Source organism: Candidatus Phycosocius bacilliformis (assembly GCF_003112735.1).
Taxonomy (GTDB): Bacteria; Pseudomonadota; Alphaproteobacteria; order Caulobacterales; family Aquidulcibacteraceae; genus Aquidulcibacter; species Aquidulcibacter bacilliformis.
Genome location: NZ_BFBR01000007.1, coordinates 65,367 through 90,238, shown reverse-complemented (window position 1 = coordinate 90,238; position 24,872 = coordinate 65,367). Strand labels below are relative to the sequence as shown.

Genomic DNA, 24,872 nt, shown 5'->3' with positions numbered 1-24,872 from the left:
GCCGAAAGGGGACCTTGTGCCGCTGATACACAAAGAGGGCCGCGCGACGCCCCGGTGGGTCTTAATCCTCAAATTGGATCGGACGGCCTAATTCCCCGGCGCGGTCAATGATGAATTGCCAGGCACTGCGACCAGAGCGTGCCCCGCGCTGGGCTGCCCATTGCAAGGCCTTGCGTTCAAGCTCGGGATCATCTGCATCAAGTGCCAGCTTGTCAGCATAGCTGTGGATGATGGCCAGCCACGTTGGTTGATCAAGCCCGTGAAAACCAAGCCACAGGCCAAAGCGTTCGGGCAAGGCAACTTGTTCTTCCACGGTTTCTTCAGGTCTGAACTCATGCTGGGACCCATCAGGCCGGTTGATCAGGTGGCGGCGGTTTGATGTCACATAGACCAACAGATTGGACAGACTTCCCGATACACCGCCATCAAGGATGCTTTTCAGCGCCTTATAGCCCTCGTCTGACCCTTCAAATGAGAGATCATCAATAAACAATATGGCCCGCCAGCCTGCCTCGCTTACTTGGTCGGCCAGATCAGGCAGGGTCGCAAGATCTTGGCGGCTGATCTCAATGAGTTTGAGGTCCGGCTGTGTCTGGGCCACGGCCTGATGTACGGCTTTGACCAAAGCGCTTTTGCCTGTGCCGCGCGCGCCCCACAACATGGCATGATTGGCCGGATGGCCCGCGGCAAAGCGGATCGTATTCTCCAGCAAGCGCGTTTTCGGCACGTCCACACCCAGCAAGAGCGCCAATGGAACGCGGCGCGGATTGTCGATGGCGCGCAGGCGGCGGGCCTTGCCCTGCCAGACAAAGACGTTGCCGTCGGCGGTTTTTGGTAAAGCCGCCGGGGGTGGGGCTAGTCGCTCCAACGCTTGGGCAATGCGCTCAAGCAGGGCCCGTTCTTCGCCCATCAGCGTGCTCTCCCAGTGGGCACGCAGGATGCCAGACCGCTTTCGCGGATGATGCGCGCGCCTTTGACAATGCCATTGGCCTTGCGCGCCACCCGGCGGCTGGGCTTGGTCGGACTCCATTTGCCCGGCGAGGGCAGGATGGCGGCGAGCCGGGCGGCCTGCATGGGCGTGAGATTTCTGGCGGATTTGCCAAAATGATAGCGTGCCCCGGCCTCTGCCCCGAAGATACCGGGGCCAAACTCGGCCACGTTCAGATAGGCTTCCATGATGCGCTCCTTGGGCCAGAGGGTCTCGATCAGCACGGTGAACCCTGCCTCAAGTCCTTTGCGCACCCAAGATCGCTCTGGCCAGAGGAAGACATTTTTGGCCGTCTGCTGGCTGATGGTGGAGCCCCCGCGCAGTTTCCGCCCCCGCTCATTGCTCTTAAGCGCCTTATTGATCGCCACCCAGTCAAAGCCGTGATGGCTGCAGAATTTGGCGTCTTCTGCGGCAATCACTGAGGCAACAAGATGCGGGCTGATGTCGCGCAGGGCCACCGGATTGCGGCGCACGTCCTTGCCCTGCAAGGTGCGCTCTATCATCAGGATTGTGCCGGGGATGGGGACAAAACGATAGATCATGGTCAAGACAATGGGCGCGACCGCGAGGATCAGCAGAATCTGCCCCAGCCGTTTCCAAATACTGACCGGCGGACGGCTGTCCGGGCTGGGCGGCGGTGGACGCCGCGGCGGGCTGCGGTTGGAGCTTGCCTGCATGGGCATACGTTTGGACGTGTTCACTGTGTCTGCCCCCACTCGGCGCGGACCGAGGCATTTTCTTCTTGGGCCATACTGGTCTTGGCCAAGGCTGAAAAGTCCCCTGCAGGCAACAATTGTTGCAATGCCCACACCCCGGCCCCACGCACGAGGGGGTTCTCATGCTGGCTCAAATGCCGCGCGGCGGGCACATGAGAGGCCTGCCCACTATTGCCCAGCCCAATCGCCACATTGCGCAGAAAGCGGGCCACGCCGATCCGCTTGATCGGGTTCTTGGCAAACAGAGTGCGAAAGGCCGCGTCATCGAGAAACGCCAAGTCCGATAGAGACAGATCGCGGAGTGTGTCGCGCAGCGCCAGCCGCACCTCTTTTCCGGTCTGCGCAAACTTGTTCCACGGGCACACAGCCAGACAATCATCGCAGCCATAAATGCGGTTGCCCATCGGCTTTCGAAACGCGCGTGGGATCGGCCCGTCATGCTCGATGGTCAAATAGGAGATGCAGCGACGCGCATCGAGTTGATAGGGGGCGGGGAAAGCCTCAGTGGGGCACGCATCAAGGCAGGCGGTGCAGCGCCCGCAATGGTCCAGGCTCGGCTGGTCGGGGGCAAGGGGCAAGTCGGTCAGAATTGCGCCCAGAAACAGCCACGAGCCATAGTCTTTCGACACCAAATTGGTGTGTTTGCCCTGCCACCCAAGACCGGCCAAAGCCGCCAAGGGCTTTTCCATCAAAGGGGCGGTGTCGACAAAGACTTTGACCTCTGCCCCCGTCAGCCGGTGCAGCTCGCCTGCCATGGCTTTGAGCTTTTTCTTGATCACATCATGATAGTCATCACCCCCAGCATAGACCGACAGCACGGCCTTGTCTGGCTTGGTCAATGCTTCCATCGGGTCGGTGTCGGGGCCATAATTGACCCCCAGCATGATGGCCGAACGTGCCCCCGCCCACATGGCGGTGGGATGGCTGCGCCGCGCCAAAGTGGTCTCCATCCAGTCCATGCTTCCATGGTGACCCGCATCCACAAAGGCTTGCAGGCGGGCTCCTGCCTCCCACGGTGCCCGCGCGTCGGCCAGCCCGCACACGTCAAAGCCATGATCTTGCGCCAGAGCCTTGACCTGATCTGCAGTCAGGGTTGGTTTTGTGCGGGGCGCGCTTGCCACAACCGCCCCCTAAAAATCCAAATCAGCATAATGGGCTGGGGCAGAAACACCCGGTAGCAGGTCGCCCAGCAACGGCCTGAAGGCGGGGCGCTGTTTGAGCCGCGCATACCAATCCTTACCCGCCGGCGCGCTGGCCCAACTCACCGCATCGAGGAAATCAAGGACAGAAAAGTGGGCAGCCGCCACCATGTCAGCGATGGAGAGTTTCTTCCCCCCGATCCAGCCTTCAGCTTCGGCCGCGCGGCCAATCTCGTCCAAAGTCCGGCTGGCAGCTTGGGTTGCTGTGCGCAACACCGATGGTTCGGGCGGGCCACCACGGGCAAGGGCCTTGCGGGCCTTTTCATGAACAACCGCATCCACGACTGGGCCCAAAGTGCGCATGGCGCGAATGGTCAATGTCCGCACATGGGCGCGCTCCAGCGGACCACCGGGCAAGAGCGGCGGGGTTGGCAGCAGGTCTTCGAGATATTCAAAAATCGCCAAGGCTTCTGAAATCGTCGCCCCATGGCCCCAGGAATCATCGACCAGAACCGGGGTCATGCCATCCGGTGATAGGGCAGCCAATTGGGCATCGGCCTCGAAAGCTGCCACCTCACGCACATGAAAGACCGCACGCTTCTCGCCCAGCGCAAGGCGCACGGCGCGCGACAATGGGTCTAAGGTTCGGGCATGAACAAGCAGCATGGCTGTCTCTTTGTGCGCAGTGGGAGGCGAGGTCAATCTCAGCCAACAGGCAGTTCAGCGCGCATCCACCTTGTGTTACAGAAACGAATGGGGATCCATGTCGATGGCCACGCGCACACTGCCCGGAACTTTGAAGCCGCGCCGCCAGGCTGCCATGAAGGCTGACAAATCGACCTCTCGGCTGGCCTGGATCAGGAAGCGGCGGCGTCGCCAACCGCGTATCATCGCCAATGGGGGCGGGGCAGGGCCCCAGACCTCGACACCCTCGGCGGGAAACAAGGCGGCACTGGCGGCCTCTGCTGCTGCATCGACGGCGTCGTCGGTTTGGGCCATGATGTGAAGGGCGGCCATCCGGCCATAGGGAGGGGCTCCGACTGCGGCACGGCCAAGACTTTCGGCCTCGATAAAGGCCTCGCGGTCGCCCATGACCAGCGCTTGAAGGGCTTCATTGTCAGGATAATGGGTCTGGATCAGGGCCCGGCCTGGCCGATCGGCCCGCCCCGCCCGCCCGGCGACTTGGCTCAACATCTGGTAAGTGCGTTCACCCGCCCGCGGGTCGCCACCTTTCAGTCCCAAGTCGGCATCAACCACGCCAACAAGGGTCAGCTTGGGGAAATTATGACCTTTGGCGACGATCTGGGTCCCGATCAGAATATCAATCTCACCGGCTTCCATCCGTCCCACAAGCTCGCGGACAGCTTGGGGATTATGGGCCGTGTCAGAGGAAAAGATGGCGATGCGGGCATCCGGAAAGGTCTCAACGGCCTCTGCGGCAATCCGTTCAACCCCCGGGCCAACCGAAACCAGCCCGTCCTTGGCACCGCAATTGGGGCAGGCATCGGGTTTGCGCATGGAAAAGCCGGTGAGGTGGCAAACCAATCGATTGGAATATTTGTGCTCGACCAGCCAGGATTCAGTATCGGGTGCTTTCATGCGATGCCCGCAAGCCCGGCACAAGACCACCGGGGCATAGCCGCGCCGGTTCAGGAACAACAACACCTGCTCTTGTCGGGCCAATGTGTCTGCCATGGCCTGCACCAGAAGCGGGCTCAGCCAATGGTCGCGCTCAGGGGGGTGGGCCTTGAGATCAATCAGATCAACCTCGGGCAAAAGGGCCAATCCAAACCGGCTGGGCAGCACCAAGCGCTGATAGCGACCAGCATCGGCATTGAGGCGTGTCTCCAATGATGGTGTCGCCGAACCCAATATGATGGTGGCCTGCTCGAACTTGGCGCGTGCAACTGCCATGTCGCGGGCATGATAGCGCAGGCCATCTTCCTGCTTGAAGCTGGTATCATGTTCCTCATCCACGATGATGAGTGACAGTTTCGCAAATGGCAGGAACAGAGCAGAGCGGGCACCGATGACAATACGGGCGCGCCCGGCAGCAACTTCCCGCCATGTTCGGCGTTTCTGTGCCGGCCCGATATCGGAATGCCACTGAGCTGGGGCTGCACCAAAGCGGTCCTCAAACCGGGCAACAATGGCTTGGGTCAAGGCGATCTCGGGCAGAAGAACCAAGATCTGACCATCGGGCTGATCGACCAGCGCCTTGGCGACCGCTTCCAGATAGACTTCGGTCTTGCCAGAGCCTGTCACCCCATCCAGCATGAAGGGCTGAAACCCGCCTGAGGCCAAAGCCTTGCCGATCAGATGGGCGGCATCGGCCTGAATGTCTGATAAGGGACGGGCAGGGCGCGTCGGATCGGGTATGTCAAAGGGCAGATCGACGGGGCGTTCAATTTCACGCAAGGCCCCGGCCTTGAGAAGGCCCGTCACAACCGCAGAGCCCACCCCGGCCACTTTGGCCAATGCCGCGCGCGCAATCGGCTGTTGGGCGTGTTCAAGCACACGGGCACGCGCGTCATTCAACCGATCAGGTACCACCCCGCTTGCCAATGCCAGGCGTTCAAATGGCCCGGGTCCCAATGCATCAGGCTGCCGCAAGACCATGGCCAAAACCTGCCCCGGTGGGGTGACCAGATAGCGGGCGGCAAAGTCGATAAACTGGCGCAATGGCCCGCTCAAAGGCGGACAGCCATAGGCTTTCAAGACTGGCTTGAGATTACTGCCATCCTGATCAGGTTTCAGCGCCCACACCACGCCCGTGCGCACATTCTGCCCCAAAGGCACATCCACCACATCGCCGAGGCCAAGCACCATCTCCGGCGGGACGACATAGTCGAACGCTTCAGGCAGGGGCAGAGGAAGGAGGACAGAGACACGCGCCATAGCTCCTTCCTACGCCAGCACGCCGGACTTGGGCAGGGGGCAGGTTCAGCCCGTTATTGTGCGCGGCCAAAGGGGATTAACGGGGACCCTTAAGCGGCGATGCGGGTTTCAAAGGCAACGCCTGAGCGCACAAGTTCTGCCACTGTCTCAATATCGCCCAAGGCGGTGGCGGTCGGGGCATGCCGGGACAACAGCATCTGAGCACGCAAGGCGGTTTTCACCGCCTGATCTTCGTGGATGGCCCCCGCGCGGCCCGGCTCAAATCCGAGCCAAGAGCCACAAGCCCGGGCAAAGGACTGATGAATGCGGTCAGCTTCCTTTTTATTCTTCACCCGATTGGCCAGCACGCCAATGCGGGCTGCCGGTCGGCGGGCCTTCAACAGCTTCACAAAGGCATAGCCATCGGTCAGCGAGGCGGGCTCATCAAGGGCCACAATCAGCACATCATCAGCGTCGGCGGCCAGTTTCAGCATGGCATGCCCAATGCCAGCGGCCAGATCGACAATCACCCGGTCATACGAGAAACTCAAAGCCGCAATGCCAGCGGCCACGCGCTGAACCTCCCGCTCGGCGAGATCGGCAAAGCTGGCGATGCCATGGCTTCCAGGTAAAAGGTCAAAGCCACCGGGGCTTGTGGCGCCACCCGCAATGCGCATGACGGCTTCAGCCAAGGTTGCCTCGCCGTTCATGACATGGGCCAAGGTCAAATCGGGCTGTACGCCCAATTGGATATCGACATTGGAGAGGCCAAGGTCGCCATCAACCAGAAGGATACGCTCTCCGTGCTCGGCCAAAGCCCGCGCCAATGAGACTGCGACAAAGGTCTTCCCAACCCCACCTTTGCCCGAGGCGACCGCGACAACCCGCCCCGGTGGCTTGCGGGTGGGAAAGGACAGAATGGATGATTCAAGGCTCATGCAGCAGTCCCGTCAGAAAGATCGTCAAATGGCTCCATCAAGAGAGCGGCAACGCGGTGCGCAGAGGCGATTGCAATGCCCCCGGTAATGAAAGGTGTGGCAGAAATCTGCGCCAGTGCCATGTCGGCTAAGTGCAAAGCATAAAGCACAGAGGCGCGGCGCGGGGTCAGATCAAAGCGGGTTGCGATCGCGCGGCGGGTTCCCAAGGTGGCAAACCCTTGGACCAGATCGGACATGTCTTCAAATCGCATGTCGGCGGGAATGCAGAGGATGGGCTCAAGGCCAACATCATCGATCAGCCGCGCGGTCGCGCGCATATCGGCGGGCTGCATGGGGCTAGCGGCTGCCGCATCCACCAGCACACAATGGCCAGCTTGGCGGGCTTGCTTGGTCAAGCGTGAGAGATCCTGCATGGTGGTGGCGGTCTCAAACCCGGTGCCAAGTCGCGTTGCCATCGCAGCCAATTGTTCAGCGCCACCGCAACGTTCGCTATCGACCGAGATCAGCAGGGTCTCGGCCCCGACCGCCAAGGCCCGTGCGGCCAGCTTGGCGACTGCTGCGGTTTTACCAGCACCGGGCGGTCCGACCAGAACCAAGGGCCGCATCGGGGCGGCCTCAATCGGGTCAAATGTCAATTTCTCGGCAAAAGTCTCTGCCAAACCATGGCGCAATTGGGGATGATCACTGACCGCCATGGCCATCGCTTGCTCCCGGCTCAGACCGGCGCGTGCCAAAAACAAGGCCAAGCGCGAGGGCGCAACAATTTCTGGCGCTGGTTCTGCTTTGGGCGGCAGTGGGGCTTGTTGAGGCAAGGAAGCCTTTGCAGGCGCGGGCTTGCCCGCAATTTTGGTGGCCGAGGGTTGTGCGGCGACCGGTGCTGGTCGGTTGACGGATTTGGTGGGCGCGCCTTCGGCGCGCTTGGGCTCTGCGGCAACTGGTGCCGCAGGCGCTCTGGCTGGAACGCCTTGACGACCGAGCAAGGCGGCTGCCCCGCGCCCTGAAATTGGGGCGGACTTCTGCGCAGTGGGAGATGCCGCCGGGGGGGGCGTTTGCGCCTGTGGGGTTGGATCCCGCACCGGCTTGGGGGCCGGTTCGGTCAAGAAGTCCTCGGGCTTGAAGTGCTGGGCCAATGTCTCGCCCTGAGCTGGGCGGTCTGGTCTTGGGTTTTTGTCGGCTGGGCTTTGCGGCAGGGCGGCCTTGGGCCGTACTTTGCCTTCAGTCGAGGCGCTAATCTCAATCCCGCCGCGCGTGTTGCGCCAACTCAAGACCACGGCCTTGGGTCCCAACTCAGACCGCACTTGAGCAATCGCCTCGGGTAGGGTCGGGGCAAAGAAGGTGTGGACCCGCATGTCTGATCAGCCTCAGACGCTGCCCAAGGTACGAAGCTTGGCCTTGGGGTGGATTTCGTTTTGGCTCATGACCGTGGTTTGAGCGCGGAAGCGTTCAATGAGCGATCGCACATAGGGCCGAATGCCGCCAGAGGTCAGGATCACCGGAATCTCTCCGGTTTGCGCCGCCCGGTCGAGGGCAACGCGCACCGCTTGAACAAACTCATGGACTTCGCTGGGTGCCATAGCCAATTGCCGGTCGCCACGTTCGCCAACGATGGAGTCCGCGAAGGTTTGTTCCCATTTCGGCGAAAGCGCCAGAATGGGCAGCGCACCATCGGGACTGCGATTTTGGAAGCAGATCTGGCGTGCCAGACGGGCCCGGACATGTTCCACCAATGCCACAGCATCCAGATTTGGAGCTTCCGAGATTGCTTCAACAATCGCGGCCAAGTCGCGGATCGACACACGCTCGCGCAGCAGGCTTTGCAGGACTCGCTGGACAGTCGCCCAAGACACCTGGCTGGGAATGGTGTCTTCAACCAGCTTCTGATGCTCTTTCGACAATTCCTTCATCAGGCGCTGGACTTCTGCCACCGACAGCAGCTCGGCCATATTGTCCTTGACCACTTCGGTGAGATGGGTGGTCAGAACGGTCGCGGGGTCCACAATCGTATAGCCCCGGAAAGCGGCTTCCTCGCGTAGATTTTCCAAAACCCAAGCAGCTGGCAGACCAAAGGCGGGCTCTTTGCAGGGCTCGCCCGGCAGGTTGGGTGTTTCCCCGGCTGGGTCCATCACCAAAAGATGGCCAATGCGCAATTCGCCTTCCCCGGCTTCCATTTCCTTGACGCGGATTGAATAGCCATTGTTGGGAATAGCCATATTATCAAGGATACGCACCGCGGGCATCACAAAGCCCAATTCTTGAGCGATCTGGCGACGCAGGGCTTTGATCTGGTCGGTAATGCGGCGTCCATGCACATCATTGACAAGGGCAAGCAGCCCATAACCCAGTTCAATTTTCAGCTCATCAATCGACAAGGCGCTGGCGATCGGCTCATCTTCTTCTGCTTTCGCCGGGGCATTGGCCGCATCATGGGCGGCGGTATCGTCGCTGAACTTCTTGTTCGCATCGGCTTGCCACAATTTGTAGGCCAGATAGCTGGCACCAGCACCAATCAGCCAGAAGGCGATCAAAGGCATGCCGGGCAACAGGCCAGCAATGAAGGCCGTGGCAGCAACCATGCCCAAGGCCTGAGGGCTTCCAGCCAATTGTCGGGCAAGGGCGGTTTCAGCGGCCTCATCCACGCCGGCCTTGGCCACCAGCATACCCGCTGCCAGCGAGATAATCAGAGCCGGAATCTGGCTGATGAGACCATCACCAACTGTCAATTGGGTGTAGGTGCTGCCGGCTTCTGAAAAGCTCAAGCCCTCTTGAGCCATGCCGATGATCATGCCGGCGATAATATTGATGGCTGTGATGATGAGGCCCGCAATGGCATCACCGCGCACGAATTTGGAAGCACCGTCCATCGCCCCGAAGAAATTGCTTTCCCCTTCCAACTCCTTGCGGCGGCGGCGGGCCTCTTCTTCATTGATCAAGCCTGCCGACAAATCCGCATCCACGGCCATTTGCTTACCGGGCATGGCATCCAAGCTGAACCGGGCTGCAACCTCGGCAATCCGGGTTGAACCTTTTGTAATCACGACGAAATTGACGATCACCAAAATGATGAAAACAATAATGCCGATGACGAAATTCCCACCCATGATGAAGTCGCCAAAGGCAGCGATGATCTCACCGGCCGCATCTGGTCCCTCGTGTCCGTGGCTGAGGATCAGACGGGTTGACGCAATATTCAGCCCGAGGCGAAACAGCGTTGCCACCAACAGCACAGCTGGAAAGGCGCTGAATTCGAGCGGCTTCTTGATGAAAAGGGCCGTCATCAGAATGAGGACCGAACTTGTTACTGACACTGCCAGTAGGAAGTCCAACAAGAAGGGCGGCAGGGGGACAATCAGCAGGACGATCAGCCCAACGACCCCAATACCCATCCACACCTGACCGGTCATGACGCCAGCAAACAGGGTGGAGAGATTGAATCGGGGGGCTTTGGGGGGGCTACCCAGTCCTGCGGATGTGTCGGTCATGGATTATGGCTCACCCATAGACAAAGCGCGGCTCGTTCACGCCCGGTGCTGGTACGTCAATACCTGCATCGGTGTAGAGTTTGAGCTTATTGCGCAGGGTGCGGATTGAAATGCCGAGGATTTGGGCCGCATGCGTACGGTTGCCATAGCAATGTTTCAATGTGTCGAGGATCATTTCCTGCTCGACGGCCTCGATGGTGCGACCAACCAGATTGGGGGCTGCCGTCTGCACCGCTTGGGCAGCCAGAATGGCTTGGCTGGCTGTGGCCAAATGGCCGCTGCCGAAGCTTGTTGCGGTCAGGGCTGAGCCGTCAGGCAGGCGAATGTCGGCTACCTCTATGTCTGGGCCGGCAGACAGCAGCACCGCCCGGTGCATGGCATTTTCCAGTTCCCGCACATTCCCGCGCCACGGATTGGATTTGATGGCTTCCAAAGCGGCATTGGAAATGCCTTTTGGTTTGAGGCCATTGGCAGCGGCATATTTCTTCACAAAATGCGTTGAGAGTGCCACGAGGTCGCCAGGCCGCTCGCGCAGTGGTGGCAGGCACAGATTGACGACATTGAGCCGATAATAGAGGTCTTCGCGGAACTTTCCTGCCCGCACATCCTCGGCCAGATTGCGGTTGGACGTCGCCAGAATGCGAATATTCACAGGAACTGGCTTTGATCCACCCACCCGATCAATCACGCGCTCTTGTATGGCGCGCAGCAATTTGGCTTGCAGGCGTATATCCATTTCGCTGATTTCATCGAGCAGCAATGTGCCACCATCGGCCTCTTCAAACTTGCCGATGCGCCGGGCAAGAGCACCGGTAAAGGCACCTTTCTCGTGGCCAAATAATTCAGATTCCAACAGATTTTCAGGAATGGCCGCACAATTCACGCTGATGAAGGCCTTGTCAGCACGGCGCGATTTCTGATGCACATAGCGGGCCATAACTTCTTTGCCGACCCCACTTTCCCCCGTGATCAACACACTGGCATCAGACGGGGCAATTTGTTCAGCCAGCTGGATCACCGCCTTGGTCGCAGGATCATGGGCGATCATGGGACGTTGGTCATCAGAAATCGCCGCCAAGACGGCTGCAATCAGCTCAGGATCAGGCGGTAAAGGCAGGAATTCCTGCGCGCCTTGACGAATGGCATTGGCCGCTGTTCGGGGGTCTGTTGACACCCCACAGGCCACCACGGGCACGATGATATGTTCGGCCTCATTCTGCGCGATCAGTGCGGCAATGTCGTGGCTGACATCAACCAGCAGAAGATCAGCGCCCTTGCCATTGCGCAAGGTGGCTGTGGCTTGTCCGATCGAGTCGACCTGAAAGACTTTGGCCCCGCGATCCATCGCAATCTTGGATGCGACGGCGAGCTGTCCGCTCATGTTTCCGACGATCAAAACTCGCATTTTCAGTCTCCTCACGCCTGAGCGTGTTGTTCACGGCTTGACCGGCTAGCCGGTCTGTCAGCCGCCCTCGAACGGGCGGCCAGAATTAAGAATTGGTGTCATTGTCCTTGATGATTTCGGTCATGGTCACGCCCAGACGTTCGTCGACCACCACCAATTCGCCACGGGCGACCAGACGGTTGTTGACATAAATGTCGATGGCTTCCCCCACGCGGCGATCCAGCTCGATCAGCGATCCGCGTGCCAGTTTCAGCAAGGATGCCACATCCATCGTGGCCCGACCCAGCACCGCCTTAATATTGACGGGTACATCGAACACCGGTGCCAGATCAGTCGCTGAGCGTGTGTATTGCTGCGGGGGTTCAGCAACAACGTCTTCCGCAGGCAGCGGATCAAGCTCGGAAATATCGGGCAGGTCGTAGGACTCGTTGTTTTCGTCCATATCAGGCCTCCTCAGTTAGGGTTGATGTCGAGGCTCAAGCCTTCAGCATCTGCTGAGGCGAGCCAATGTCGGGCGGATGCTTCAATCGTGGCCAAAGTTGCGGCCCGATCATGGATAATGCGGGCGTCGCCCCAGTCGAGTGTGCAGTCCCCAATCTGGGCCTCAGCATCGGCTCGGATCGCGATTTCGCCGGTAAAGCCAGCTTCGCGGGCGCAACCAATGAGCCGATCCTCGATCACAGGTGCCAAGTCCGGTGAAACCCTGACCACCAGTCTTGGCGTGTCGCGCAATTGGCTGACCGCCTCGCTGACAACAGCTTCAATCCGGTCGGCACCGTATTTTTCCAGTGCCAAGCCGGCAATCGACCGGGCTGCCACCAAGGCGACGTCCAAGGCATCCGCACGCAGGGAATGGGCTTCATCATGCAGTCGGCCCAGCATCATCTGCATCATATGGGCAATGGCGCGGAGGGTTTCGCTGGTGGCTTGTTCGACGCGGACAAGCTCAGATTGCTCGCCTTGGGCGAAACCTTCGGCGCGAGCAGCGGCCAGATCTTCCTCGGTCAGCGCTTTGCGGCGCGCCGATCCGCTCGGGGGGGCAAATCCAGAGCGGGTAAACATGGGCTCGAAATGGTGGCGGTTGGTGTGGGACATGGCGAACCTTAATAGATCAGTTCATCGTCACGCCCGCCTTCGGCCAGCATGATTTCCCCGCGCTGGGCGAGGTCTTTGGCGATCTGCACCATGCCAGACTGGGCACCATCGACATCTTTCAGTCGGACAGGACCCATGGAGGCCATATCATCACGCATGATTTTGGCCGCCCGCTCGGACATATTGGTGAAGAACAGATTGCGGAGTTCGTCGGAGGCACCTTTCAGCGCCAGAGCCAATTGGGATTTTTCAACAGCACGCAGCAAGGTTTGCACCCCGCCGGGATCGAGCTTTTTCAGGTCTTCAAACACAAACATCAGTGAGCGAATCCGCTCGGCAGCTTCGCGGTTGCGCTCTTCCAGGGCACCGATGAAGCGGTTTTCGGTGGCGCGATCGAAATTGTTGAAGATTTCAGCCATCAACTCATGGCTGTCGCGCTTGGACGTACGCGCAAGATTGCTCATGAATTCATTGCGCAGCGTAATCTCGATCTTTTCCAAGATGTCGCGCTGGATTGGCTCCATGTGCAGCATGCGGTTGACGCACTCAAGCGCAAAGTCATCTGGCAAGGCCGACAGCACGCGTGCTGCATGGTCGGCTTTCACCTTCGAAAGCACCACAGCGACGGTCTGGGGATATTCGTTCTTTAGATAATTGGCCAGGGTGGTCTCAGCCACATTGCCCAATTTGTCCCACATGGTCCGACCCGCCGGACCGCGGATTTCCTCCATGATGGCTTCCACCTTTTCGGGTGGCAGGATGGAGGCCAAGAGGCGTTGGGTCTGTTCATAAGACCCCATCACCGCGCCGGTATTGGAGATGCGGCCGATGAAGTCGACCACCAATTCTTCCACGGCTTCCGATTGCACATTGCCCAGATTGGACATGGCTTGAGAGATTTCTTTGATCTCTTCTTCGTCGAACAATTCCCACAGCGCTTTGTGGTCTTCACCCAGAGCCAGGAGGAAGACGGCGGCTTTTTCTGCGCCGCGCAATTCACTGAGCGAGGCAATCGCAGCCATCTATCGGCGCTCCTGCAGCCAAGCGCGGATGACTGAGACGGTCTGCTCAGGATTTTCCTGCACCATCTGGGCCACCTGCTTCATGGCATTGGCATTTACCGAGCCTTGGATGCGGGCAATGTCGACCCTTTCATCTCCGGTCACGATGTTTTCACCCCCCGGCAGGCCAGCAACTGCGCCCCCACCCGCCAAGGACATATTGGACCCGGGCAGTCCTGTGGGCGCACCAGCAATACCGCCGCTCGAGGAGTCAAACACACCTTTGACCAGCGGCCGAGCGACAAAGAAGAGCAGGGCGGCTGCCACCAGCGTCATCGCCAGAATTTCAGCCCCGCGCATGATGTCATTCTTGTCAAAGGCAAATGGGCCAGGTGCCTTGCTGCCTGCATCCGCAGCGGCCCGCGCAAACCGCACATTCACCACTTCGATTTTGTCGCCACGCTCTTCATTGATGCCGGCAGCCGAGGCAACCAGGGCAGAAATCTGCTTCATCTCGGCATCGGGACGGGCTGCCCATTTGGGGGCTTCACCCGCCTTGGCTGCCGGAGTTGATACCCCATCAACCGCAACCGCAACAGACAGACGCGTCACTTTGCCCGGCGAGATAACTTCGGTTCGCGTGCTTTTGGAAATCTCATAATTGACGGTTTCGTCGGTGCGGTTGGAATTGGATTCCTGACCTCCGGCTGCACCTGGGGTCTGGCCGTCGGGCACGTTCTGCGCCTGGGTGACGCCTTGGTCATTGGCCTTGTCTGCCGCAACCTCTTCAATCGTCCGCGTTGAGCGGGGTGCAACTTGGTCTGGGTTAAAATTCTCTTCTGTTTTCGTTACTTGGCTGAAGTCGAGGTCGGCTGATACCTGCACACGGGCCGCACCTGGACCAACAATGCCCTCGACGATTTCCTGCAAGCGACGGCGCAGGCGCTCTTCATATTGGGTGGTGCGATCATCCATCGCCGCAGCCGACGCATCTGCGCCAATGCTGGCCCCAGCCAGAAGTTCACCCCGATCATCGAGAATGGTGACCTTGTCCGGCGACAGACCTTGGACAGCGGCAGCCACAAGGCTACGGATCGCATTGATCTGCTTCTCTGACAAAGAGCCACGCTCAAGCCCCACCACGATGGAGGCCGTTGGGGGTTCGCTGCTGGTTTGGAACAGGGCCTTTTCGGGGATGACCAAATGAACCCGTGCGGAGTTTACCGTATCAAGGCTGTCGATAGACCGCGCGAGTTCGCCCTCCAACGCCCGCAGTTTATTGACATTCTGAACAAAACTTGTGGCACCGAGCGCATCTTGCTTGTCAAAGATTTCATAGCCGATTGAGCCTTGGCCGGGCAGGCCGTCGGCAGCAAGGCGCATCCGGGCTTCGGCAACTTTTGAGCGGGGAACAAAAATGCTCGACCCATCAGGCGACAATTGGAAATCGACATTGGCTGCTGTCAGGCTTTCTGTGACCGCAGCCGCATCCTTGGCCGACAGATCAGAATAGAGCAGCGAGCGTTCTTCTGCCCCGACGCGGAACATGATGGCAAACAAAGCGGCTGCCACCAAGGCCGTAACGGCAAAGGCAGCCATTAACTTGGCTGGCCCTGCAGATTTCAAAATCGACACTAATCGTTCCAACGACCCGCTCCACTTGGTTCTTCAGGAACGCGAATCAGGTCGCGCGCGAGAAAAACCCCGATATTCCCGAGCCGGGAGGGTGCTGAAACCGCCAGAAAATGGCGTTTGTCGCGGACCTGCCCGGCGGCAAAACGACCGGGCAGCCCTGAAAGGCCACTCGGTCATTTTTGCCTGCTAGGCAGCTTTTTCCGGGTGTTAGGTAAAAGACACGTTAATTTCGGCTGGTCGCCTGAATCTTAACGGTAGCTCTGAATACGTGTGACACGCAGTCCTGGCAGCCCGTGACGGTCTACCTGACGCTGCCAGCCAAGGAATTCTTCCGCAGTAATACGATAACGGGCACAAGCATCTTCAAAGCTCAGCAAGCCGCCTTTGACAGCAGCAACCACTTCGGCTTTGCGCCGGGCCACCCACCGTTCGGTGTTCGGGGGTGGCAGACTGGCCAACGTGAGGGGGGTCCCCTCCGGGCCGGTTACCGATAATTCCCTTTGCATGGCGTGCACCATGTGCTCACCTCCATATCTTGTTCACAAGGAAAAGATACGCCTTTCGATTTAAGGGCGCGCTAAACGACACGCTTAATTTTGAATGACTTACGGCATATCATTTCGTTTCAATGCCGTAGTCGACCGTTCAGCCTTTCAGGCTTAGCGCTTCATACGGATGACTTCGTCGAGCATTTCGTCAGCAGTCGTGATGATTTTCGACGAGGCGCTGTAGGCGCGCTGCACGATGATCATCGAGGAGAATTCGGTTGCCAAATCGACCGAGGACGATTCCAGGCTTGATGAGGCGATATTGCCAGCCCCGCCAAGGCCGGCATCCTTCAAACTAAAGGCCCCTGAATCCCCTGTCGGCCGGTACACGCCACCCCGATCGGCGAGCAAGCCATCAGGATTAACGAAGGTCGCCACTGGCAGTTTGTAGAGTTTGCGGCTGATCCCATTATTAAACGTCGCCGAAACAAAGCCGTCCTTGGTGATTTCCACCCCGGCTACATCGCCAAACAGGGCCCCGTCGGTCGTGGTCGAGCTGATTGCGGTCGGGCTGTCGAATTGGCTGACGCCGCCGGTTCCTGAAATCTGGCCCAGATCGAGCCGGAATGTCTGCGCAGCTAGGCCCGTTCCAGTTGCCCATTTGGCAGCTCCGGCACCAGGTGCTGCACCAGCGGCAGCGCCCAGATTGAACCCTGCCAGCAAGGCTGGCGACGTCGCCGTCGTATCGAGTTGTCCAGTGGGGGTGAAGGCCAAGGTGCCCGTGGCAATCTGACCATTCGCCAAGGGTGCGCCCGAGGTGATGTTGCTGGCTGGTGAGGCGTAAATTTCAACCAGCCATTGATTGGCTGTGCTGCTCTTGAGCAAGCCAACATTGAAAGTCTTCAATCCGCCTTGGCTGTCATAGATCTGGAACGACCAATTGGCATCAGCGGTGACCGCACCTGAGGCCATATTATTGGTCGCTGCATTATATGTCCCGCCTGACACGGCTGTTGAGACAGGCGTTGTCGACTTCAAATTGCCGTTGATTTTGGCAATCGTCGAGGGTGTCGCTGTCCCGCTGATCGAGGAGATATTGACCGTTTGCAGCAGGCTGAGATCGCTGGGGCTCGTTGTGACACTGCCATCGGCATTGACTGGCCAGCCTTGCAGGAAATAGCCAGCTTGATTGACCAAATTGCCATCATCATTGGCTGCAAACGAGCCGACCCGCGTGAAGGCAACATTGTTCACCGCCGAACCAGCAGCTGCCTCGGTCGTCACAGCAAAGAAGCCCTGGCCGGAAATCGCCAAGTCGGTCACGTTTCCAGTGGTGTTCAAATTGCCTTGGTTGCGAACCAATTGTCGGGTCGAGGCTGAGACACCGCCCGCATTATAGGTCGCACTTTTGCTTTGGGGGTTTACCAAACGGGTAAAGTCGGCCCGGTTGCGCTTAAACGCGGTGGTATTCACATTGGAGATATTGTCCGAAACGATCGCCATCGCGCTCGAATTGGCGATTAAAGAAGACACCCCCGCCAGCATGGCGTTATTGATCGACATTGCATGCTCCTGATTCTTGTCATTTTGGTTGTTCTAGGAAGCATTCTGCCCGAATAAGTGTGCCAGACATTAGGTCTGGAGTGTTGATTTTTGGTTGATTTTTAGGTTTACACCTGCATTTTTAGCAAAATTCTTAGTTTGCTTGCAGTCCTATCTTAATCACGGAGGACAAGGGCACCGCCGCCCCGGCCAAAGTGATGGTTGGTGTGGTTCCAGACAGGTCTACCCCGGTAATCAGGCCTGTCTGACGGATTGTTCCTGCAATGGCTCGGCCATCAGCCCCGGTCGAATTAATCTCCAGACGATAGGTGCCAGCCGGAGCCGGATTGCCTGCCTGATCCTTGCCGTTCCAGTTGAAAACTTTTTCACCGGTCGAGGTTTCTCCAGCCACTGTCGCGATGGTCCGACCACGTGTGTCGATGACTTTTAATGTGGTGGATGTGGCAGACCTTGGCAGTTCATAACGCCAGCTGGCGGTGCCGCCATTCGTGGTGGTAGCTGCCAGAGCCGAAGTCGCGGTCGCTTCCTTGCCCAGATAGGCCACAGCCGTGGCCCCCGCGCTCAATTTGGTGGTCTGGCTCATCGACGTCAGAAGATCATTGGTTTTGATCTGTTGCTCGATGCCAGAAAACTGCACCAGCTGATTGGTGAAGTCCTTTGTATCAAGTGGCGAGAGCGGATCCTGGTTCTTGAGCTGGGCAGTCAAGAGCGTCAAAAATGTCTCGAAATTATTGGCCAGTGTCGTGCGGGAAGTCGATGCGGTCTGGCTTGCTGCCGCGTTGGTTGGGGTCGTGGTGTTCACGGTTGTCATCGAACTTTTCCTTTGGGATTACGCGGTCAAAGTGATACGGGCCCGTTGCCAACGCTCAACGGGACCTGAAAATGATGGGATAGGCGGACGGGTCGAGGTGGCCTCGTGCTGCTCGGCATCTTGGCGGTCAAGGCGGCTGCGTGCCTGTGCGGATGAACCTGTTTCGTTACGCTCACCTTGGGCCTGCTGCTGACTATTGCCAGGGTCATTCATCGAGAAGGTCAGGCCATTATCTTCCAACTCAAGCCCGGCATCTTGAAGCGCGCGTGTCAATTCACGCGCCGACAACGCGAGGTCAACCAAGGCTTCAGGTCGGTCAGTGGTGACAACAGCCCGCACCTTCTTGTCTTCACTCACCGTCAAGCGCACATCGACACGACCAAGCTCAGGCGGGTCTAGCCGCAACGTAAATTCCTTCATTCCATTGTGAATGCGGCGCATCATCGCCGCCGCGAGCATTGGAATCGTGTGTGGTGGCAAATTGGCAGGGCGGGCTTGACTGTCGGTGGCAGGCGCAGACCCCGATGCTTCGGTTGAGGCCCCAGCGCCACTTGCCGCGTCCGTGTGGGCCATGGTCACATGCGCTGTTTGCGTGGTGCCGCCCACCTCTTCAGTTCCTGACTTTGAGCCGCCTTTTCCACTTGCAGCGGGCGGCGTGGCCGACGTCGGGACGGGGACGGGTGAGACATTGGCTCCTGGTTGCGAACCGGTGGCTGGATTAGCCACCACCCCCGTATCAGGGGTAATGGCCGCTTGTGCGTTCTGTGTCAGGATTGGCTTTGCAGATCGTACATCGCCATTCTGCGCTTCAAAAAAGCGTTGGCTTGCAGGGGCATTGAGGTCGATCTGACCGGTTGGATCGACGAGCGCAGTCTGAGGCGGGGTGCTTGGGGTGGCCGGATTGTTGGCTTGGGCAGTCTGAACGGGGCTAGCCGTCGTCGTTATCGGTCCAGGTGTATCAGTTTCCCCGGCCGACACGGACAAAGAGGCATCTGCTGGTTTGCCTTGGTTCAGGACGGTCTGGGCTGCAGCTATGGCCACGGTTGGCGACGCCAGCGTTTGAGCGGCCAAGACCTGGGCAGCTAATTTCTGTGTTGTGGCTGGCTGGGTTGTGGCTGACTGGACTTGCAGGCCAGCATCTTTGCCTGCGGCCGGGATCACAGTGCCACTCATCTCCGCTTGGGATTGCTGCTGCACGGGCAGGCCGTCGCTGGTAAGCTCACCCGCTTTCAGCACAGATTGGGCCACCATAAGCCCTTGTTCGCGTGTGATAACCACGCTGGTCTGGGCCTGTCCGCTCGTCGACATAAGATCAGGGTCCGCGCTGGCCTGCTTTTCGGCTTGGCCCGTAAGCGGCAGAACTGGGGGCACGAAGCCCGGATTTTGCGGCAGCACTTGGCCTTCCATGCCGAGGATGGTTGGATCGAGATTGGCAAATTCGGGTGGCGTGGCTGGTTTGGCTGGTTTGGCGGCCTGTGCTGGCTGCGGTTCAGTGGTCTGGCTATTTGGCGACTGCAGCACGTCTTGGTCGATTTGGCTTGTCTGGACAGGCTCTGAGCTTGGTTGTTGTGCGCCAACAGGACGTAAGGGCTTATTGGACAAAGGCACGTCTTGCTTTGACATGTTTGTGCTGTCTGCGCTGATTGTGCCTGCTTGCATTGGCGGCTCCTGCTGTCGGTCAGCTTTGGCGGGCTGCGCGTCAATGGCACGCTCAGAATGGGGTGTCGGCTGAGACGCGTTTACAGTTTCGGCCAATAAGTCTTCAAATTGTGGACCAGCATCAGTGTTCTGGCGCGCAGATGTGGCGCGGCGTCCAGCAGTCATGTCTGCCGTCACGTCGATTGCACGCCCCACAAATTCCATCCACGCGTCCCCTGGTTAGATCATGCTGCACGTCATGCCGCAGCTTAGGCCAAACCAGTCTGCAAGGGCCGTGCCAGCGAGCGCCTCAGAAGAAAATCATATAAGCCATTGTTTTGTATTGATTTTAATTTGAATTAACCGAGAGTAAATGGCAGACTTTTGCGCCGGGTGCGGCATAGATTGCCCAGTGACAGGCCAAAGCTGCCCCGCGGACACTTTATCGTCTGGACCTGCCACCAGCGTGGCCTTTTGAGGGAAATTTAGCGTGACCCTTGCCAGTGGCGCGGGCGTTGCAAGGATCATGGAGAGCTTGGGCGACTACCCCTGCGCATTCTGAAGCTGTCTTGTAACAAGTTATTGTTTTAACTTGTTATTCTAGATCAGATTTTGAGGGTGGGCTGTTGGGAATATCGCAAGATCAGGCAAAAACCACCCGCTAGCCCTGCAGAATTTGCCGGGTCCATGCGGCAATGACAGCTACGGGACGCAGTTGGAATGTCACTGAATTCGATCATGAACATCGCCACAAGTGGCTTGTTTGCGTCCCAGTCGGCGATCCGCACGGTGACGCAGAACGTCTCCAACGTGAATACGCCGGGCTATGTCCGCTTGGAGCATAATCAGAATGCGCGCGAGGTCGGCGGGCGCGGCCAAGGGGTTGAGACTGCACTGGTGACACGGGCAGCCGATCGCTTCTTGGCAGCTGCATCCTTGGCCGCGTCCAGCGGAGCGGGTAGTGCTGCCAGCCGACTTGGCTATCTCGACAATGTGCAGTCGGCTTTCGGCAATCCGACCAGCGAGTCGTCCCTGTTTGCAGGTTTGAACCGGGCATTGGGTGCCTTTGAGACGGGGGTTTTGAATTCCGGCTCTGTCTCGGCACGACGTGGCGCGATTGCCGAACTGCAAAGCTTTTTGTCCCAACTCAACAGCGTTGGCCAAACCGTTGAAGCCGCGCGGGCAGACGCTGACCAGCGCGTGTCAGATCAAGTCAATCGAATCAATACGTTGCTGAAGGATATTGCCAGCGCCAATGGCGACATCATGCGGGCGATGGCAACAGGCGATGCCACAGGCATTCAGCAGCGCCAGTCGGACATGATCCAAGAATTATCGACCCTGATAGACATTAAAGTCTCCCAGCGACCTGACGGTGGGACTGAGGTGCGCACCTCCAATGGCGTTCTCTTGTCCGGGCTGGTTGCCGCTGAACTTCATTTTCAGCCCTCTGGGGTCGGGGCAAGTTCCTATGATCGCATTAAGATCAGTTTTGGCTCTGATCCCACGCAGCGCGAGTTTGAACCCAGTATCCAAAGTGGGGCACTGCGGGGTTTGTTGGATGTGCGTGATCTCGACCTTGGCCGGATTGCCTATGGCTTGAGTGAGCTGGCTGGCGGCATCGCCGATGCGCTTAACGCGGCGCATAATCAGAATGCCACTTTGCCGCCACTGGCTCTTGCCCGTGGGCGCGATACGGGACTGTTGGCATCCGATGCCTTGAACTTCACCGGCCAGACCAGCATCGGCGTTGTCAATGCGGCAGGCCTCTTGGTCAGCAAGATCGACATCAATTTTACCACTGGGGCGATCACTGTTGATGGTGTGGCTGCCGGCACCACCGGGTCGACCATCGGGTCGTTCACCACCGCATTAAATGCCGCGCTGGGGGCCAATGGCACGGCCAGTTTCGTGAACGGGCGCTTGCAATTGCAAAGTGCGGCACCTGTGCCCGCAACCGCAACGCCAAGCGGCTTTGTGTTTGATGAGCCTGCCACGGGGGGATCCCAGCGAGGTAATCGCGCTTTTGCCCATTTCTTTGGACTCAATGATCTGGTGCAAGCCGGTGCACCCTTAAACTATGCCACGGGACTGAGCGCGGGTGACGCACATGGCTTTACGGCCGGCAGCATCATCAGCTTGCAAGTGGTGGGTCCCACCGGAGGCATTGCGACAGCTAAAAACATCACCATCCCGCCCGGCAATATTGGCGACATCATGAATGCGCTGAATAATCCCACCACAGGTGTGGGCCTTTATGGCGGCTTCTCGCTGGATTCCCAGGGTGTCATGAAATGGACCCCCGCTGCAGGTCAGGGCGATCTTCGTCTTGAAATCACCGAGGACGTCGGGCCTCGCGGCGGGACCAGCCACGGCTTTGCCGCTTTGTTCGGCGTCTCACCAAAATCACGCGAGAGCCGGGCCACCGGTGTTGGCGTCAACCCAAATATTGTCGCAGACCCTGCCAAGTTGGCACTGGCCCGTCCGGATTTGTCGACGGTGGCTGTGGGTGCCGTCGCCGTCGGCTTGGCTGATAGCCGGGGCGCGCAAGCTTTGTTTGATGCCACACGGACACCTTTGCCCTTTACCGACGGGCCCAATGGCGTCACCCGACAGATGAAACTGATGGATTTCACGTCAAGTTTGGGCGGGGATGTCGGGCGACTGGCCAGCGAGGCCGCCGCCGACAAGGAAACCGCTGATGGTTTCAAGACTGAAGCCGATGCCCGCCGCGCCAATGTCGAAGGCGTCAATCTCGATGAGGAATTGGTGAAACTGACCAGTTTCCAACAAGCTTATTCAGCTGCCGCGCGCATGATCCGTGCGGTCGATGAAATGTATCAAACCCTGCTGCAGGCGGTCTGATGCCATGCCGCTGACTAACTCCCGACAGGAGCTCCGTCCATGACACGTGTTGCCACTTTCAACCAATTCTTCGGCAGTGCCGCAGGAATCGCCATGGGGCAGGCCAATATGGCGAAAGCCCAAGAGCAGGCCTCCAGTCAAAAAGTTGCCGGCGATCTGCAGGGGTTTGGCATTGAGGCGGGCCGTCTGTTGTCGGCCAAAACCTATGCCGAGCGCCTTGATCGGCGCGCTGAGACGCTGAAAGCATTAGAAGCCCGCGCCGAGGTGGAGGCCTCATCCCTTGAGGCCGCTCAAGCCGCCGTGCAACAGGCCCGCGATGCGCTGGCCAACGCAGCGGCTAACCAAAATGGTGCGGGGTTGCGGGCTGCCTTGGAGCAGGCCTTGAGCGTGATCGATACTTCAGCCAATGCGCAATATAATGGTGAAGCGATTTTCGGCGGCGAATGGGGCTTTGGCGAACCCTTTGTCCCTGCCAGTCTCGATACTTTGGCGGCCCAACCCAACACAGATGCAAATTGGGTCGATACAGGCCGCAACCGCACCGTGATGATTGAAGACAATCGCGCGATTGAGCTCAGCCGCAGTGCCGAGGATTTGTTCCGTCCGTTTGTGGATTTGTTGCGCTCGATTCGTGTGTGGGAAAACACCAATGGTCCCCTGACCGGCAAGCTCACCACAGCCCAATTGACCTATGTGCAAGGCCTGATCCCGCAGATGGCCACGGTGCAAACCAATCTCATCGACAAGGCGGCCGAAGCCGGCATCACAGCCAAGCAAATCGAAATGGCCAAGACCACCAATGATGATAAGCGCGATGCGCTTTTGGCCACGATTGGTGATCAGGAAAACGTTGATTTGGCTGAAGTGGCGGCGCGCTTGTCGGCCGCTCAAACCCAATATCAGGCCTCGGCTGCGATTTTCGGGCAGTTGAAAGACCTCAACCTGCTGCAATATCTGCGATAGCCTGCTACAGAGGCAGCCTCGTCACAGGCCTTGAACCTGTGGGGAAGGAGATAACATGTCGCTTGACACCCTGGTTCTGCCCGCTGTCGCAGACCTTGCCAGCCCGCGGGCTGTTTCAATTCCTGATATTGATCTGGGCTTTGACAAGCCGCGCGCGCAAACCCGCGTCGTGGTGGCCATGTCCGGTGGGGTCGATTCCTCAGTCGTTGCCGCACTGGTGCAGGCAGCAGGCTATGAGACGATTGGCATTACTCTGCAGCTTTATGATCATGGCGCTGCGGTCAAGAAACAGGGTGCTTGCTGTGCCGGCCAGGACATTCATGATGCACGCCGCGTGGCGGATCGCATCGGGATCGCCCATTATGTGCTGGACTATGAAAGCCGCTTCAAGGAAGCGGTGATCGACAATTTTGCCGATACCTATCTGGCAGGTTTCACCCCCATTCCCTGCGTGCGCTGTAATCAGAGCGTGAAGTTCAAGGATTTGTTGGAAACAGCCCGTGACCTTGGTGCGGATTGCTTGGTAACCGGTCATTATGTCGCCCGCGTTGCAGGGCCGGACGGGGCTGAAATGCACCGGGCGGTCGACCGTGCACGCGATCAATCCTATTTTCTGTTTGCCACGACGCGCGCGCAACTCGACTTCTTGCGGTTTCCCCTTGCCGACTTGCCCAAGCCCGCCGTGCGCGAGATCGCTGCCGCGCTGGATTTGCCGGTGGCTGTTAAGCCAGACAGCCAAGACATCTGCTTTGTACCCAATGGCAAATATGCCGATGTGGTCGCCAAGCTGCGCCCCGGCGCTGCTGAGCCGGGCCAAATCCTTCATCTGGACGGCCGCGTTCTGGGCGAGCATGCCGGTGTTATTCATTACACGGTGGGCCAGCGGCGCGGCCTGGGTGTAGCCACCGGAGAGCCCTTGTTCGTCATCCGGATCGATGCCACCCGCCGTGCCGTCATTGTTGGGCCCAAAGAGGCTTTGGCCGTGCGCGAAGTGGTGTTGAGCGATGTTAATTGGATCGGGGAACATGTTGATGGCGAAGATGCGCTGGACGGACGGGCCGTGTTGGCGCGCGTCCGTTCAACCCGCCCGCCGGTACCCGGTCGGCTCAAGATTGGGGCCGGGTGGTCGGTTGTCCTCGATGCGCCGGAAGAAGGCGTAGCGCCCGGCCAAGCCTGTGTGTTTTATGACCCCGCCCATGGCGGCCAGCGTGTTCTGGGCGGTGGCTGGATTGCGGCCACTGACCTCACCGACCCGCGATCTTCTTGAATCA

20 protein-coding genes are annotated in these 24,872 nt (G+C 58.9%); 3 read left to right on the top strand and 17 right to left on the bottom strand.

Going from position 1 to position 24,872, the window contains the following annotated elements; genetic code table 11:
• Positions 1–61: 61 nt before the first annotated feature.
• The 17 genes from PbB2_RS11650 to PbB2_RS11570 all read right to left on the bottom strand — a co-directional run bounded on the left by PbB2_RS11650 (position 62) and on the right by PbB2_RS11570 (position 19,758).
• Positions 62–910 (bottom strand): ATP-binding protein, encoded by an 849-nt coding sequence (locus PbB2_RS11650; RefSeq protein ID WP_108985497.1) that lies wholly within the window; start codon positions 908–910, stop codon positions 62–64.
• Complete coding sequence (gene mtgA, locus PbB2_RS11645) at positions 910–1,689, bottom strand: monofunctional biosynthetic peptidoglycan transglycosylase (RefSeq protein ID WP_238164990.1); 780 nt, start codon at positions 1,687–1,689, stop codon at positions 910–912. Before mtgA ends, PbB2_RS11650 begins: the two co-directional genes overlap by 1 nt.
• Positions 1,686–2,825, bottom strand: coding sequence for a tRNA epoxyqueuosine(34) reductase QueG (queG, locus tag PbB2_RS11640; protein WP_108985495.1), 1,140 nt, complete (start codon positions 2,823–2,825; stop codon positions 1,686–1,688). Before queG ends, mtgA begins: the two co-directional genes overlap by 4 nt.
• A gap of 9 nt (positions 2,826–2,834) precedes the next feature.
• A complete protein-coding gene (locus PbB2_RS11635) occupies positions 2,835–3,509 on the bottom strand; it encodes a glutathione S-transferase family protein (RefSeq protein ID WP_108985494.1) in 675 nt (224 codons plus the stop codon).
• A 75-nt stretch (positions 3,510–3,584) separates the two neighbouring features.
• Entirely contained in the window at positions 3,585–5,741 is a 2,157-nt protein-coding gene (locus PbB2_RS11630; protein WP_108985493.1) for a primosomal protein N', read from the bottom strand.
• An 89-nt stretch (positions 5,742–5,830) separates the two neighbouring features.
• Complete coding sequence (locus PbB2_RS11625) at positions 5,831–6,658, bottom strand: nucleotide-binding protein (RefSeq protein WP_108985492.1); 828 nt, start codon at positions 6,656–6,658, stop codon at positions 5,831–5,833.
• On the bottom strand, positions 6,655–8,007 hold the full coding sequence (locus PbB2_RS11620) for a flagellar biosynthesis protein FlhF (RefSeq protein ID WP_108985491.1): 1,353 nt from the start codon (positions 8,005–8,007) through the stop codon (positions 6,655–6,657). The genes PbB2_RS11625 and PbB2_RS11620 overlap by 4 nt, the downstream gene beginning before the upstream one ends.
• Before the next feature lie 12 nt (positions 8,008–8,019).
• Entirely contained in the window at positions 8,020–10,137 is a 2,118-nt protein-coding gene (gene flhA / locus PbB2_RS11615) for a flagellar biosynthesis protein FlhA (protein ID WP_238164989.1), read from the bottom strand.
• 10 nt (positions 10,138–10,147) lie between these two features.
• Positions 10,148–11,542, bottom strand: a complete 1,395-nt coding sequence (gene flbD / locus PbB2_RS11610) for a sigma-54-dependent transcriptional regulator FlbD (protein WP_108985490.1) — start codon at positions 11,540–11,542, stop codon at positions 10,148–10,150.
• An 85-nt stretch (positions 11,543–11,627) separates the two neighbouring features.
• Positions 11,628–11,984: a flagellar motor switch protein FliN gene (fliN, locus tag PbB2_RS11605; protein WP_108985489.1), complete on the bottom strand. Its 357-nt coding sequence runs from the start codon at positions 11,982–11,984 to the stop codon at positions 11,628–11,630.
• An 11-nt stretch (positions 11,985–11,995) separates the two neighbouring features.
• The gene (locus PbB2_RS11600; protein ID WP_108985488.1) at positions 11,996–12,637 is read right to left on the bottom strand and encodes a FliH/SctL family protein; all 642 of its coding nucleotides are present in this window, start codon (positions 12,635–12,637) and stop codon (positions 11,996–11,998) included.
• A gap of 8 nt (positions 12,638–12,645) precedes the next feature.
• Positions 12,646–13,659: a flagellar motor switch protein FliG gene (gene fliG / locus PbB2_RS11595; protein ID WP_108985487.1), complete on the bottom strand. Its 1,014-nt coding sequence runs from the start codon at positions 13,657–13,659 to the stop codon at positions 12,646–12,648.
• Positions 13,660–15,273, bottom strand: a complete 1,614-nt coding sequence (gene fliF / locus PbB2_RS11590; protein ID WP_192576311.1) for a flagellar basal-body MS-ring/collar protein FliF — start codon at positions 15,271–15,273, stop codon at positions 13,660–13,662.
• Between the two features lie 248 nt (positions 15,274–15,521).
• Positions 15,522–15,791, bottom strand: coding sequence for a CtrA inhibitor SciP (gene sciP, locus PbB2_RS11585; protein WP_108985485.1), 270 nt, complete (start codon positions 15,789–15,791; stop codon positions 15,522–15,524).
• Positions 15,792–15,932: 141 nt separating this feature from the next.
• Positions 15,933–17,324 (bottom strand): flagellar hook protein FlgE, encoded by a 1,392-nt coding sequence (locus PbB2_RS11580; protein ID WP_108985484.1) that lies wholly within the window; start codon positions 17,322–17,324, stop codon positions 15,933–15,935.
• A gap of 133 nt (positions 17,325–17,457) precedes the next feature.
• Positions 17,458–18,135 carry a flagellar hook assembly protein FlgD gene (locus tag PbB2_RS11575; RefSeq protein ID WP_108985483.1) on the bottom strand — a complete coding sequence of 226 codons (678 nt, stop codon included), beginning with the start codon at positions 18,133–18,135 and terminating at the stop codon, positions 17,458–17,460.
• Positions 18,136–18,153: 18 nt separating this feature from the next.
• On the bottom strand, positions 18,154–19,758 hold the full coding sequence (locus PbB2_RS11570) for a flagellar hook-length control protein FliK (protein ID WP_238164988.1): 1,605 nt from the start codon (positions 19,756–19,758) through the stop codon (positions 18,154–18,156).
• 753 nt (positions 19,759–20,511) lie between these two features.
• On the opposite strand from PbB2_RS11570, the gene flgK reads away from it, so the two are divergent.
• From flgK to mnmA, 3 genes are read left to right on the top strand one after another with little or no spacing between them, the layout of a single operon-like run.
• Complete coding sequence (gene flgK / locus PbB2_RS11565) at positions 20,512–22,638, top strand: flagellar hook-associated protein FlgK (RefSeq protein WP_192576310.1); 2,127 nt, start codon at positions 20,512–20,514, stop codon at positions 22,636–22,638.
• 39 nt (positions 22,639–22,677) lie between these two features.
• The gene (locus PbB2_RS11560; protein WP_108985480.1) at positions 22,678–23,601 is read left to right on the top strand and encodes a flagellin; all 924 of its coding nucleotides are present in this window, start codon (positions 22,678–22,680) and stop codon (positions 23,599–23,601) included.
• Positions 23,602–23,656: 55 nt separating this feature from the next.
• A complete protein-coding gene (gene mnmA / locus PbB2_RS11555) occupies positions 23,657–24,868 on the top strand; it encodes a tRNA 2-thiouridine(34) synthase MnmA (RefSeq protein ID WP_108985479.1) in 1,212 nt (403 codons plus the stop codon).
• The last annotated feature ends 4 nt before the right edge of the window (positions 24,869–24,872 follow it).